A 12,814-nucleotide genomic window follows, 5' to 3' on the forward strand; every position below is an offset into this window, starting at 1 on the left:
CCGCTCAGACCAGCCGCACTCGCGCCTCCGAAAGGCCCGCCACGCCGGCCTCGACGCGGAAGGTGCAGCCCTGGGCCGGGTCGCTCTCGCCCTCTTGCGCGGAGGTCACGAAAAGGCTCTCGAGATCGGGTCCGCCGAAGGCCGGACAGGTGCTGAACCGCCCCGGCACCGCGATCGCGCGATCGAACCGGCCCTCGCGGTCATAGCGCGCGACACGCCCCGCGCTCCATTGCGCATTCCACAATCCCCCCTCGATATCGAGCACCGCGCCATCGGGCTTGAGCCCCTCTTCCTTCAGGTCCACGAAGATCTCCGGAGCCTCCGCAGGCCAGCCCTGGGCATCGAGGGCGACCGTCAGGATCCGGCTCGTCGGCGTGTCGGCGAAATAGGCGCGCCGCCCGTCCGGGGTGAAGCAGATCGCGTTAGGCACGGTGATATCGCGAAAGAGCGGCTCCACCACGCCCTCAAAATAGCGGTAGATCGACCCGGCCCCGCGTTCGAGCGCCTTGCCCATCGTCGAGACCCAGAACCCGCCCATCGGATCGGCCCGCCCGTCATTCGAGCGGGTCACCGTGTTGCGGTCCTCGATCCGCACCAGCGGCTCATGCGCGCCCGTCGCGATGTCGAACCGGCGCAGCCCGGTCTCGGTCGAGATCACGAGCGTCTGCGCATCGACCCAGCCCGCGGCCGAGGCCATCTCCCCGATTTCCCAGACGCGCGGGCCTTCGCCGTCACGGCTGAGCATCTTCGCGCCGAGGATGTCGAACCAGAAGAGCTGGCCGCGTTCGGGATGCCAGAGCGGTCCCTCGCCCAGAAGACAGCGGCGGTCGTCAAAGATCTCGGCACTCATCGCCTTCGCTCCTCCTCGTGGCGCGCATTCGCGGGCCAGATTAGCCTGCTTGCGCGCAGAGACCAGAGGCGGCGGGCATATCTTGCCCGCCGAAAAGCAAAGAAGGCGGCCCGAGCCGCCTTCTTCTTTCGTCCCCGCGCCCCGCATGTCGCGAGGTCCCACCGCGGGAACCGCAGGACGCAGGTCACCCGATGGCGCCCTGCTCTTCGCCTTGCCCTCAGGCGACCCGTTCGAGCCGCGCCGGCAGGCCCTGGCGCACCGCCGTGCCCGAGACCGGATCGACCCAGACACCGGGCTTGGCGCGCGTCGGGTCGATGATGCCCAGATCGTTGAGCAACACACCCGCAGCGAGCCGCGGATCGGCGGGCCAGGTCTCGTCGTCGATGACGATATCCTCGGCCCCGAAGGCGCGGTGGCCGAAGCCATGCTCGATCGCCACCGTGTCGGGCGCGATCCCTTCGCGCACCACCGCGACGCTTTCGAGCGCACCGCCCGGGGTCGTCAGCCGCACCCGGTCGCCGGTCTTGATGCCGTGCGCCCGGGCCAGCTCTCCGCCGATCTGCACCGGGTTCGAGGCGACGATGCGCAGCAATGCCTTCGCCCCCACCGAGTAGGAGTTCTGCAGCGGCGACTTGTAGCTGACCACATGCACCGGCCAGTCGGCCTTGGGATAGTGCTCCGCGACCTTGCTGCCATCGGCGAATTCCGCCTCGCGCCAGGCCGGCGTTCCGGGCAGGCAGGTGCCGGTCGTGGCGCGGCGGAAGGTGCCGAGCCCCTCGTTATAGACCAGCATCGGCTTGCCGAAGGCATGGGTCGCCTTGTCGCCCTTGTAGCTGTGCTCGATATTCTCGTAGCGCCCGCCCTTGGCGAAGATCGTCGCCGCGCGGCGCCACTCCCCGGGTTTGAGCGTCGCTTCGAGATCGGCGCGGATGCGCGAGACCCCCGAGACCTCGAGATCGTCGTCGCTCGCTTCCGGCACCGGCTTTCCGATCGTCGCGACATTGGCCGCGCCGCGCAGATACCAGTCCTCGGCCCGGTTGAGCGGGTGCAGATTGCCATCCGCATCCGGGATCGCCTTGTCGCCGAAGCCCGGCAGCCCCATCCGTTTCGCCGTGGCGATCAGGAAGGTTTCGAGCCCGATGCGCTCGCCCTCGGCATTCTTCTCCATCTTCGGATCGATCACCGGCCAGCGCGCGGTGGTCGTCTTGGTGGCGACGCCGCCCCAGGGTTTGGTGAAGCCCCAGGTCTCGTACATCACCGAGTCCGGGATCACGTAATCGGAGATCGCCGTGCTCTCGTTGATGAAGGGATCGACCGAGATGATCAGCGGGATCACCTTCGGATCCTTCATCTTCTCGACCAGATGCGAGATGCCGGGGATGCCGTAGACCGGGTTGGTGTTGCGGAAGATCAGCGCCTCGACCGGATAGGGATAGCCGTTGACCATCGAGGAGATCCACTCGGTCGCGAGTCCGGGTGCGTTCGGATACCAAGGCGCGTCGGCCGGATAGGGCTTGCCCGCGGCCTTCTTCGCCTTGAATTCCGAGGTCTTCTCATAGGGCACGTTGCGCCCGATCGGCAGGCCCTTGGGCTTCACCGCGCCGGGGAATTTCGCGAGATCGTAGGCCGGCCCGTTATTGTCGGGGAACCAGCCGCCGGCGATCATCGTGCCGCCCTTCCAGTTCAGGTTGCCGATCAGCGTGTTGAGCATCATCAGCGCATAGGCGTTGTAGAAGCCCGACCCGTTCATCATCCCGCCATGGCTGTTCACCGCGGCCTTGCGGCCATGGCTGGTGAACTCGCGTGCGAGCGAGACCAGCGTGTCTGCCGGAATGCCGCAATCGGCCGAGTACTCCTCGAGCGTCTTGGCCATCGCCTCCTCGCGCAGGAGCGTGAGCGAGGTTTTGACCGCCACCGGGCCGCCCGAGGTCTCCGCCACGCCGTCGAAGAAGAGCGGCGCGGCGGAGGGTCCGGCAGGGACGGCACCGGATTGGGATGCGACCATGTGAGGGTCGGCGTCGGAATAGCGGTCGCCCGCGATCTCGAGACCGAGATCGGAGCCGCGCAGGAAATGGCCCAAGCGCGGATGGTCGGGATCGACGATCACCAGATGGGTCGCGTTGGTCCAGTTCGCCTCGCCCGCGGCCTCGGCCGCGGCCTTGGAGGGCTGGGCGAGATAATCGGAGTTGATGCGGTCGTTCTCGAACATCCAGCGGATCATCGCCATCGCCATCGCACCATCGGTGCCCGGACGGATCGGGACCCAGCGAGAGCGATCGCCCGAGGGGCCGTTCTGCGAATTGTTGAGCACCGGATCGACGACGACATATTTCAGGTTGCCGTCCGAGCGCGCCTTCGCGATGAGCGTGCCGATCCGCTTGAACGGGTTGCCCGCATTGCCGGGCGCGGTGCCCGCGAAGATGATGAACTCGGCGTTCAGGAAATCGGGTTTGGCATGCGGCATCTTCTTGAAATCGCCGAACAGCGCGCCCGAGCCCGAGCGGTAGGCCCCGCCGCAATAGGAGCCGTGGCGGGTGAAGTTGGTCGAGCCGAAGCTCTGCTTGAGCCAGCGCAGCACGAGGTTGTCGCGCCCGTCATCGACGCAGTTCATCAGCACCAGGCCGTTCGCGCGCGGTCCGAATTCCGGGGCGCCCTTCACGATCGGGGTCTCGAGATCGCGGATCTCGCTCAGGCCCGCCACCTTGCCCTCGCCGAAGAGATCGCCGCCCTCGACGACTTCCTTGACGAGCTGCTCGAAGCTGATCGTCTCCCATTTGCCCGAACCGCGCGGGCCGACCCGCTTGAGCGGCTTGAGGACGCGGCGCGGGTTGTCCACCTGCTGGAGCACCGCATTGCCGCGGCCGCAGGCGGTGGAACGGTTCGCGAGACCCTGATCCGGCCCGAGTTGCGAGAGCGCCTTGAAGCTGTCGCGCACCGGGGTCTCGTAGGCGATGAAGGGATCGGTGCTCATCGGGCTGTAGGGGTTGCCCGCGACGCGCAGGACCTTGTTATTGGCCTTGTCGACGCGCACCCGGACCCCGCACATCGTGGTGCAGCCGATGCACATCGTGTAGCTCATCGCCTGATCGGGGTTGAGAACGACATCTCCGGTCTCGGGATCGATGCGGAACTCGGGATCGGGGGCGAAGCCGGTGAGGCGCTTGTCGGGCGCCTCCCCCGACCATTTGCCCTTCGCGAGCTTCTTGACGGTGCCGGCATAGCCCGCTCCGAAGGTGCCGAGCGCACCGGCGGCGGCTGCGCCTTTGAGAATGTTGCGACGCGTGGTCATCATTATCTCTCCTCAGACAGAGCGTGCAGGACGGGCGGGCGTGTCGGGGGTATCCCCTTCGGGCAACTGCGCCTCGTCCCAAGGCATGAAGGTGGTGTAGGCGATGAACAGGAAGAGCCAGAGGCCGAAGGTCCCGATCACCCCCATCAGGCCGGTGAGCCCGGTGGGCATCATCGCGTCATAGAGACCCGAGCCCACTTTCGGCACGGCCTGCCCGCCCATGAACACGGTCCAGCGGAACATCCAGGCGGCGTGGATCGCGATCAGCCCGGTGATCCAGCCCGACCGGCGCGGCGCGAGCAGAGCCAGCGCGAAGGGGATCGCGACGGCAAGCCCGGCCCAGTAGACGATCCGGTGCCAGACCGGGAAGCCTGCGACCGAGGCGAGGGCCTGGGTGTGGCGCGGGCTGATCCCCGAGATCGCGACGCCATACCAGGCGATACCGAGCGCCCCGACCACCGCGAGAGCGACCGCGAGCAGCCGGTTGAGCCGGGCTTCGAGCGCGACGTTGCGGATCAGGCTGCGTTCGAGCACGAGCATCACGCCCAGCGCGCCGACGAAGCCGGTGGCGGCGAATTGCAGCGGCAGGAACGGCGTGTTCCAGAGCGGACGCGCCCGCACCACCATCACCTCGGTGCCGGTATAGGTCAGGATGCCGATCGCGGCGATCCCCGCGGCAATCCCCAGCGGGCGGGCGAAGGCGTTCGACTCGCCGCCCAGGCTCAGCCAGCGGAACAGCCGCGCATAGCGCCACTCGCCGCGCCCCAGCGCCGCGAAGCCGGGCCGATGCACCGCCCAGGCGAAAGCGAGGGTCAGTCCGACATAGGACGGCACGATCCAGGCGCCCCAGGCCATCCAAGAGGTCTTGTGGGTGTAGACGAAGAATTCCCAGAAGCGGAACGGCTGGTGCAGGTCCGCCAGAAGCGCGATCGGCGCGGTGATCCCGGTGGTGACCGCGGTCATCAGCGCGAGCCGCCCCTGCGCCACCATGTCCTCGCGACCGAAGGCGAAGGCCGGCAGCGACAGCAGCAGCGCGGTCACGGAGATCGCGACGAGAAAGAAATACTGAACCGCCCAGGGCAGCCAAGCTGCCTCATGCACGGCCCCGACCAATTCGTGAACCTGGACGCCCATTCAAAGGCCCTCCCCGTGATGCGTGACCTCGGCGGGCATCTCGGGGTGATAGGCGGCTTCGCCCGCCACACGACCCTGAAGCACGTCATCGAGACCGATGTAATAAACGTTGGGATTGGTATGCATCTCGGGGCGCAGCACCGAGACTTCGTTCTCGCGCAGAAGCGTCGCGACCTCGCTCCCGGGATCGTTCAGATCGCCGAAGTTGCGCGCGCCGCCGACGCAGGTTTCGACACAGGCCGGCAACAGCCCCGACTGCGTGCGGTGGAAGCAGAAGGTGCATTTGTCGGCCGTCTGCGTCTCGTGATTGATGAACCGCGCGTCATAGGGGCAGGCCTGAACGCAATAGGCGCAGCCCACGCATTTGTCGGCATCGACCAGGACCTCGCCATTCTCCGCCTTGAAGGTCGCCTCGACCGGGCAGACCGGGATGCAGGGCGGATCGTCGCAATGGTTGCACAGGCGCGGCAGCATGACCATCGCGGGGTCGTGGCCGTCCTTGACGAGTTCATAAACCGAAACATGGGTGCGGAAGGCGTCTTCCGGAACATGGTTCTCCATGATGCAGGCAACCGTGCAGGCTTGGCAGCCGATGCATTTTCTCAGATCGACCACCATGCCCCAATGCGGGACATGGCCGTCCTCCGAGGCGGCTTCGGCCGCGCTGGTCGCACCCGCGACGGTCGCCGCAGCACCGATGGTCACCTGTCCGATGGCTCCGAAAAACCCGCGGCGAGTCGTGTCCATTTGGCTGATCCTTTCTATGTGGGTCAGCCGGAGACTAGGACTTTGAGATCAGGGCCGGAATCCGAGGAAACCCGAATCCGCTAGGGGTTAACCCCTAGGTTTCGGACCAGCCCCCCGCGACAAGCAGCCGCACCAGTTCGGCCGCGGAGCCCGCGCCCATCTTTTCCATCACGTGATGGCGGTGGATTTCCACCGTCTTCAGGCTGATCCCGAGATCGGCCGCGATCTGCTTGTTCTGCCGCCCGGCGAGAACGGCGCGGGCCACCTCGGCCTCGCGCGCGGTGAGGCTGTCGATCCGGCGCCGCAGCTGGACGGCCCCCTGCTCCGCCTCGGCGCGGGTATGGCTCTCGGCGAGGGCCTCGCGGAGCCGCTCGATCAGCGCCATGCCGTTCACCGGTTTCTCGAAGAAGTCGATCGCGCCCGAGCGCATCGCGCGCACCGCCATCGGGACATCCCCGTGACCGGTGACCATGATCACCGGCAGCGGGCACTCGATCCGGGCCAGTTCGTCGAGCAGGTCGAGCCCGGTTATGCCCGGCATCCGCACATCGGCGATGATGCATCCCTCGCGTTGTGTCCCCAGTTTCGCCAGCAGGGCGGTGGCGCTGGAGTGCAGTTCGATCTCGAGACCCAGCGAGGACAGCAGGAACCCCAGCCCCTCGCGCGCCGCACGGTCGTCATCGACGATATGGATGATGCCCTCTGCGCTCATGCGCTCTCCCCTTCCGGCAGCCAGACGATGACCCTCAGCCCCACGCCGTCCTCGGGACGCTCCGCGCGCATCCATCCGCCATGCGCCTCGACGATCGAACGGCTCAGGGCAAGGCCGAGGCCGATCCCTTCGGACTTGGTCGTATAGAAGGCCTCCGCGAAATGGTCCATCGCGGCATCGCTCATCCCGTATCCGCGATCGCGCACCGAGATCCGCACCCCCTTGCCGCGCATCAGGTCGGCATGGGGCACCACCCTCAGCTTGAGCCAGCGGTTCTCGGGCGGCTCCTCGCCCATCGCGTCGATGGCGTTCTGTACGAGGTTCAGGATGACCTGCTGCAACTGCACCCCGTCGGCGATGATCTCGGGCAGCACGGGCGCGATATCGGTGACCACCTCGACCCCGGCGCGGCGGGCCGAACCGGAATAGATCGCGCTGCAATCCTCGATCAGGGCGGGAAGCGCCACCCGGTCGAGACGGCGCTCGCGCTTGCCGACGAAGGCGCGGATGCGCTTGATCACGGTCGCGGCCCGTTCGGCCTGATCGGCCATCTCCTGCGTTGCGCGCTGCATGTCGGCCTCGGTGAACCGGCCCACCCGCATCCGCAACAGGCAGCCCTGCGCATAGTTCGAGATCGCGCTCAGGGGCTGGTTGAGCTCATGGGCGATCGAGGTCGCCATCTCGCCCAGAATCGACAGGCGCGCGACATGTTCGAGTTCGCGGCGATGGCGGCGATCGGCCTCTTCCGCGCGCTTGCGCTCGGCGATTTCGCGGGTCAGCGCCGCATTCGCCTCGTCGAGGGACCGCGTCCGGCGGCGCACCAGCGTCTCGATGCGCACCGAGTAGATCCCCCAGAACATCAGCGCGATCCCGAAGGCGATGATCCAGTCGCGGTAATCGGAGACGAAGGCGCGCAGCGAAACCGGGCCGGTGCGGGCATAGGGCCCGATCTGGAGCGTGCGCATCAATGCGTGGACCGGCTGGTAATCGAGCGGCACGGTCCAGAAATTCCCCTCCTGCATCTGCATCAGGGCGATCGCGACACGCTTGGCGAGAACCGGCGAGGTGCCGCGCGCCTTGGCGAAGGGCCAGCCGGGGTAGATCGGCGTCGACAACGCGCATCCCGCCTCGGCGCTGGCCTGTTCGTTCTCGGCGAAAGCGTGCAGCCTGCCATAGCGCGCGGGCGCATCGCGCCGGAGTTGCTCGAGCATGCAGCCACGCAACACCGCCGCATCGGCGCTGCCGTCGAGAACCGCTTCGGCCGCCTTCTGCATCGGGTAGCCGGTGACCTCGAGCTTGACCCGCCGCGGCAGCCCCGCATCGGCGGATGCCATTTCCAGCCAGACCGTCTGGAACCCGCCGAAAGCCTCGGGCGAAACGATCGCGAGGCGCTTTCCCGCCAGATCCTTCAGGGTGGCAATGTCGCTCGTCGTCACCAGGGTCGAGGCCACCGGTGCATCGTCCTCGGCGGTCGCGATCCGGCTTACATGGTAGCGCTGCTCGATCTCGGCGTAATTGCCCGGATTGGTGATCACGAAGTCGATCTGGTTTTCGCGCAGCGCGGTCTCGAGCTGCGACAGGTCGAGCGCGACGATCTCGAAGCGGTGATCGGGCAGCGCCGCTGCAAGCGCGGCCCGGGTCGGCTCCCAGTGATCGCGCGAATGCTCGGCCCCCGCATAATCGAGAACGCCGATCTTCAGCAGATCCCTCGCTTGCGCCGCGCCAGGCATGAAGGCGAGCGAGAGCGCAAACCATAGAAGGAGAGCGCCGGAACCGCGGCTCTGCCTCGCCGGAGGGTCGCCTGCCGACCTGCGCGCCCGGAACCACCTCACGTCGCTCTCATCCTTCCGCTCGTCTCGCGCCGCCCAGGATGGCGCGTGGGTTCGAATTCGCAAGTTCCGCCGCCCGCGTCAAACGATCTGTCGGAGCGCAACGGAAAAGACCGGCCGCGCAACCGTGCTGATCCGCGTCGCTCCCCCCTTTCCGGCACGCGCGGGAAAGGAGGGGCACGCAATGCTGCCTCTGCAAGGACGGGCGCAGAAGTTTCGGCTTGCATGCTTTCGGGTTTCATCCTTTGTTCCGAGGTATTCCGGATATCGAGGGATAGAAATGAGCAGTTGGCCCGCGCCGTTTTCAGCCACAGGGAAATTCGTCTCTCTGGTTCCGCTCTCGCAGGCTCACCGCGACGATCTGGCTGAAGCGACGGCCGACGGCGCGTTGCATGAATTGTGGTACACGACGATCCCGGACGCCGAGGGCATGGCAGACGAAATCGACCGCAGGCTCGCGCTTTCGGCGATGCTGCCCTTCGCCGTTATCGACAATTCGACGGGCCAAGCCGTTGGAATGACGAGCTACATGAACATTGATCCGGCGAATAAACGGCTCGAAATCGGCTCGACCTGGTATCGGAAATCCGTTCAGAGAACCCCCTTGAACACGGAGTGCAAGCTGCTGTTGCTGCGCCATGCCTTCGAGGAACTGAACTGCATCTGTGTCGAGTTCAGGACGCATGTCCTGAATATGCAAAGCCGCCGCGCAATAGAGCGTCTGGGGGCAAAACTCGACGGTGTGTTGCGGTCCCAGATGATCATGAAAAACGGCACGATCCGCGACACGACCGCCTATTCCATCATTGCCAGCGAGTGGCCGATGGTGAAGGCCAATCTCTCTTGGAAACTGGCGAGCCGGCCGGGCTGAGAATGGCCGCTTGGCCGCGTTACGGGCCAATCCGAGCGACGCCCCCACGGAAAAAGGGCGGCCAAACGACCGCCCTTCCCGTCCTGCTCCTGCCTGCGATCACGCGCCCCGCGCGAGCGCGATGGCGTCTTTCAGGGTCTGCTCGTCGACCGCGCCGGGATAGATGTCGCGGCCGATGATATAGGCCGGGGTGCCCTGCAGCCCGATGCCGACCGCCTGACCGTAATTGCGCGACAAAAGCGCGTCGATCTTCTTCTGGTCGGCCTTGTAGCCTGCCTGGGCCTTCTTGGGATCGACGCCGCCGGCGCTCAGCGTGTCGTCGATCAGCTCGTTGCTGAGCTTGCCCTTGGTGGCCATCAGCGCCTCGAGACCCTTCTCGTACCCGCCGAAGGATTGCGCGCCGAGCACGAGTTGCGAGGCGTAGACCGAGGGCGGCCCGAAGATCGGCCAGTCCTTCATCACGACGCGCAGATTGCCGTCCTCCTTCATCACCTTCTCGACGACGGGGTGATTGCTTTTGCAGAAGGGGCACTGGTAGTCGAAATACTCGACCAGCGTCACGTCGCCATCGGGATTGCCGAGCGCGGGCGCATCGGGATCATGGAAGACCGCCTGCGGGCTGATGTCCTCTGCCCGCGCGAAGCTGGGAAGGACGAGGGCGCTGCCCGCGGCCACGAGCAGGGTTCTGCGGTTCATCATGTCATGTCTCCTGTGTTGTTGGATTGGCCGGAAAGTCTTCCGGGCGATAGTCCACCGGCGGCAGGGGCTGGCCCGGAGGCACCGTGCCCTTGCCGCTCTGCGCGCGGGTGAGCACGACGACATGCGTGCCCGAACGCACCCGCTCCGCGAGGTCGATGATGTCCTGGTTGAAGAGGCGGATGCAGCCCGCCGAGGTCGCCTTGCCGATGCTGGAATCGTCCATCGTGCCGTGAATGCGATAGAGCGTATCCTTGCCGCCCCGGTGCAGATAGAGCGCGCGCGCGCCCAGCGGGTTCTCGAGCCCGCCCTCCAGCCCGTCCTTGACCGGGCCGTAAAGCTCGGGATCTTCCGCGATCATGTTCTGTGTGGGCGTCCAGCTCGGCCACTCGCGCTGATAGGGAATATGCGCCTCGCCCGAGAAACCGCGCCCGTCCTCGCCCACCGCGACGGTGTAGCGGAGCGCGCGGTTGTTCTCCTTCACGAGGTAGAGCCGGCGCGCCCAGGGGTCGACGACGATGGTGCCGGGTTTCTCGTCGGTCCAGTAATCGACCTCCTGCCGGGCTTTCGCGTCGGAGAGAAACTTCGGATCGACCGCGGGGATCACCCGGCCGTCATCCTCTTCCGCGCCATACATCGCGAGCACCTCGGGGCTCGGCATCGGGGTAGCGGCGGTCTCCGGCGCGGTCCCCTCGGCGGGGGGCGTCGCGGCATCGGGCCGGGGCGCGCAGGCCGCCAGCAGCAGAAGCAGCGCGGTCGCGGCGGGTTTGGTGAACGACATCTGCATCAGTTCTCGACCTCCTTGAGTGCGGCGGCAAGTTCACTGGCGCTCACCTCGCCCACGAGACGCGAGCCGGACCGCTCACCATGATCGGCACCGAGGAAGATCATCGTGGGCGGGCCGACAACGCCGAGATCCTTGAGGAGTTCCTGTTGCGGCGCCCCGGTCTTGGTCACGTCGACCGCGATCGGGGTCACGCCGGCCAGCGCCGCCTGCACCGCCGGGTCGGGAAGCACCTCGTGTTCGAGGGTCTTGCACGAGGTGCACCATTCCGCCGTCACCAGCAGCATCGCCGGTCGCCCCGAAGCGTTGGCGAGCGCCGATTTCAGTTCGGCGGGGGTCTCGACATGGACGAAAGCCGCTTCGGCCGGGCGCGGCGCGGCGCCCGACCCCTCGCGGGCCACCAGCGGGCCCAGAGGGTTGAGCGGATCGCGCGCGCCGGTCGCGGCGCCGACGCCCTGAAGGATGCCGGCGAGAAGCGCGACGATCCCGAGCGCCGCCAGAAGCCGCTTCGAATTGGGGGCATCGGCGGGGATCTGGTCGCGCGCACCGAGCCAGACGCCCGCGCCGATCAGCAGAAGCGCCCAGAGCCCCAGCACCACCGGCCCCGGCACGACCCGGCCCAGAAGCCAGATCGCCACGCCGAGGAAGACGACGCCGAAGGCACGGTTGATGCCGACCATCCAGCCGCCCATGCGCGGCAGCACCGCCGAGCCGAAAAGACCCACTGCCAGAAGCGGCACACCCTGCCCCAGCCCGAGCGCGAAGAGCGCGGAGGCGCCGAGCCCCGCATCGCCCGTCTGCGCGATATAGAGGAACGCCCCGGCCAGCGGCGCGGTGACGCAAGGCCCCACGATCAGCGCCGAGGTGAAGCCCAGAAGCGCCGCCCCGGCCAGGGTCCCGCGCGGGCCGCGCACCGCGCCGACCCGCGAGGTCACCGCCTCGGGCAGGCGCAGCTCGAACAGGCCGAAGGAGGACAGCGCAAGCACCACGAACAGTGCCGCGAGCGCGGCGATGGTGGCGGGCGCCTGAAGCACGAATTGCAGGTTCTGCCCCGACCAAGCGGCGACGATCCCGAGCGCCCCGAAAGCGGCCGCCATCGCGACGACATAGGCGCCGGTGAGGCTCAGCCCGCGCAAGGCGGTCAGTTTCTCGCCCTGCGCCCCGAGCATCCCCGCGACGATCGGCACCATCGGCAGAACGCAGGGGTGAAGGCCAGCAGCAGGCCGAAGCCGAAGAAGGCCAGCACCACGAGCGCGGCCCCGCCCTTTTCCGCAAGCCCCGCGACCAGCCCGGAATTCGTGTCGAGCGTGAGGCCGGTCCCGGTCGCGCCGCCCGGGGCCGCAGCGGGCTGATCTGCCGACTGCATGCTCTCTGGCGCAGAGGTCTCGGGCGCGGTCTCGGGGGACGGGGCCGCGCCTTGAAGCGTCTCGGCACGCGCCGACGCCGTGACCCAGCCGTCGGGCGGCACCAGCTCGCGGCTTTGCGGCGGGTAGCACAGCCCCTTTTCCTCGCAGCCCTGCCAGGTCAGCGTGAAGGGGCCGGTGATCTGGCTCACCTCGGCCGTCGTGTGATCGTGCCAGACCTCGATGCGCCCGAAATTCGGGTCGTCCTTCATCACCCCGGGGGCGGAGGAGACCTTCGGCGGCGCGCCATCGGCGGCGGAGGCCGTGAGCCGTTCGCGATAGAGGTAATAGCCCGGCGCGATGTCGATCGAGACATCCAGCTTGCCATCGTCGCCCCATTCGGTGTGGACCTGAAAGGCCTCATCGGGGCTGAGCGGCTTTTGCCCGCCGGGCTTGAGCAGTTCGAATCCCTGCGCCGCGGTCAGACCGGGCGCGAGAGAAAGCAGAACAAACCCAGCCATGGCCAGGGCGCGAAGAAGACGGGGGAGGAGAGCTTTTC

The 12,814-nt window shown here is 67.3% G+C and carries 11 protein-coding genes; 1 reads left to right on the forward strand and 10 read right to left on the reverse strand.

What is annotated here, in order from left to right; all coding sequences use genetic code 11:
• Positions 1-4: 4 nt before the first annotated feature.
• The 6 genes from DW2_RS10230 to DW2_RS10255 form a co-directional block, all read right to left on the reverse strand.
• Positions 5-850 carry an SMP-30/gluconolactonase/LRE family protein gene (locus DW2_RS10230; RefSeq protein WP_038146065.1) on the reverse strand — a complete coding sequence of 282 codons (846 nt, stop codon included), beginning with the start codon at positions 848-850 and terminating at the stop codon, positions 5-7.
• Between the two features lie 217 nt (positions 851-1,067).
• On the reverse strand, positions 1,068-4,139 hold the full coding sequence (locus DW2_RS10235; protein WP_156102943.1) for a molybdopterin dinucleotide binding domain-containing protein: 3,072 nt from the start codon (positions 4,137-4,139) through the stop codon (positions 1,068-1,070).
• A 12-nt stretch (positions 4,140-4,151) separates the two neighbouring features.
• On the reverse strand, positions 4,152-5,273 hold the full coding sequence (gene nrfD / locus DW2_RS10240) for an NrfD/PsrC family molybdoenzyme membrane anchor subunit (RefSeq protein WP_051855835.1): 1,122 nt from the start codon (positions 5,271-5,273) through the stop codon (positions 4,152-4,154).
• Positions 5,274-6,020: a sulfate reduction electron transfer complex DsrMKJOP subunit DsrO gene (dsrO, locus tag DW2_RS10245; RefSeq protein WP_051855837.1), complete on the reverse strand. Its 747-nt coding sequence runs from the start codon at positions 6,018-6,020 to the stop codon at positions 5,274-5,276.
• A gap of 94 nt (positions 6,021-6,114) precedes the next feature.
• Positions 6,115-6,732 (reverse strand): response regulator transcription factor, encoded by a 618-nt coding sequence (locus DW2_RS10250; RefSeq protein ID WP_038146069.1) that lies wholly within the window; start codon positions 6,730-6,732, stop codon positions 6,115-6,117.
• Complete coding sequence (locus DW2_RS10255) at positions 6,729-8,462, reverse strand: sensor histidine kinase (protein WP_051855839.1); 1,734 nt, start codon at positions 8,460-8,462, stop codon at positions 6,729-6,731. The genes DW2_RS10250 and DW2_RS10255 overlap by 4 nt, the downstream gene beginning before the upstream one ends.
• Positions 8,463-8,841: 379 nt before the next feature.
• On the opposite strand from DW2_RS10255, the gene DW2_RS10260 reads away from it, so the two are divergent.
• Positions 8,842-9,432, forward strand: coding sequence for a GNAT family N-acetyltransferase (locus tag DW2_RS10260; protein WP_038146071.1), 591 nt, complete (start codon positions 8,842-8,844; stop codon positions 9,430-9,432).
• A 99-nt stretch (positions 9,433-9,531) separates the two neighbouring features.
• Here the strand turns inward: DW2_RS10260 and DW2_RS10265 are convergent, their stop codons facing one another.
• From DW2_RS10265 to DW2_RS19980, 4 genes are read right to left on the reverse strand one after another with little or no spacing between them, the layout of a single operon-like run.
• Positions 9,532-10,131 (reverse strand): DsbA family protein, encoded by a 600-nt coding sequence (locus DW2_RS10265; protein WP_038146072.1) that lies wholly within the window; start codon positions 10,129-10,131, stop codon positions 9,532-9,534.
• Between the two features lies 1 nt (position 10,132).
• Positions 10,133-10,915 carry a L,D-transpeptidase gene (locus tag DW2_RS10270; protein WP_051855841.1) on the reverse strand — a complete coding sequence of 261 codons (783 nt, stop codon included), beginning with the start codon at positions 10,913-10,915 and terminating at the stop codon, positions 10,133-10,135.
• On the reverse strand, positions 10,915-12,102 hold the full coding sequence (gene dsbD / locus DW2_RS19385) for a protein-disulfide reductase DsbD (RefSeq protein WP_051855844.1): 1,188 nt from the start codon (positions 12,100-12,102) through the stop codon (positions 10,915-10,917). Before dsbD ends, DW2_RS10270 begins: the two co-directional genes overlap by 1 nt.
• On the reverse strand, positions 12,054-12,776 hold the full coding sequence (locus DW2_RS19980; RefSeq protein ID WP_051855846.1) for a protein-disulfide reductase DsbD domain-containing protein: 723 nt from the start codon (positions 12,774-12,776) through the stop codon (positions 12,054-12,056). Before DW2_RS19980 ends, dsbD begins: the two co-directional genes overlap by 49 nt.
• Positions 12,777-12,814 lie beyond the last annotated feature (38 nt).

The sequence above is a fragment of the Thioclava atlantica genome, from assembly GCF_000737065.1.
Classification (GTDB): Bacteria; Pseudomonadota; Alphaproteobacteria; order Rhodobacterales; family Rhodobacteraceae; genus Thioclava; species Thioclava atlantica.

Bases quoted from the DNA above. Each gene is read 5' to 3' on its own strand.
- DW2_RS10250 (WP_038146069.1), bottom strand. From the start codon at position 6,732: ATGAGCGCAGAGGGCATCATCCATATCGTCGATGACGACCGTGCGGCG.
- DW2_RS19980 (WP_051855846.1), bottom strand. From the start codon at position 12,776: ATGGCTGGGTTTGTTCTGCTTTCTCTCGCGCCCGGTCTGACCGCGGCG.
- DW2_RS10255 (WP_051855839.1), bottom strand. From the start codon at position 8,462: ATGCCTGGCGCGGCGCAAGCGAGGGATCTGCTGAAGATCGGCGTTCTC.
- DW2_RS10235 (WP_156102943.1), bottom strand. From the start codon at position 4,139: ATGACCACGCGTCGCAACATTCTCAAAGGCGCAGCCGCCGCCGGTGCG.
- nrfD (WP_051855835.1), bottom strand. From the start codon at position 5,273: ATGGGCGTCCAGGTTCACGAATTGGTCGGGGCCGTGCATGAGGCAGCT.
- DW2_RS10260 (WP_038146071.1), top strand. From the start codon at position 8,842: ATGAGCAGTTGGCCCGCGCCGTTTTCAGCCACAGGGAAATTCGTCTCT.
- DW2_RS10230 (WP_038146065.1), bottom strand. From the start codon at position 850: ATGAGTGCCGAGATCTTTGACGACCGCCGCTGTCTTCTGGGCGAGGGA.
- dsrO (WP_051855837.1), bottom strand. From the start codon at position 6,020: ATGGACACGACTCGCCGCGGGTTTTTCGGAGCCATCGGACAGGTGACC.
- DW2_RS10265 (WP_038146072.1), bottom strand. From the start codon at position 10,131: ATGATGAACCGCAGAACCCTGCTCGTGGCCGCGGGCAGCGCCCTCGTC.
- DW2_RS10270 (WP_051855841.1), bottom strand. From the start codon at position 10,915: ATGCAGATGTCGTTCACCAAACCCGCCGCGACCGCGCTGCTTCTGCTG.
- dsbD (WP_051855844.1), bottom strand. From the start codon at position 12,102: ATGGTGCCGATCGTCGCGGGGATGCTCGGGGCGCAGGGCGAGAAACTG.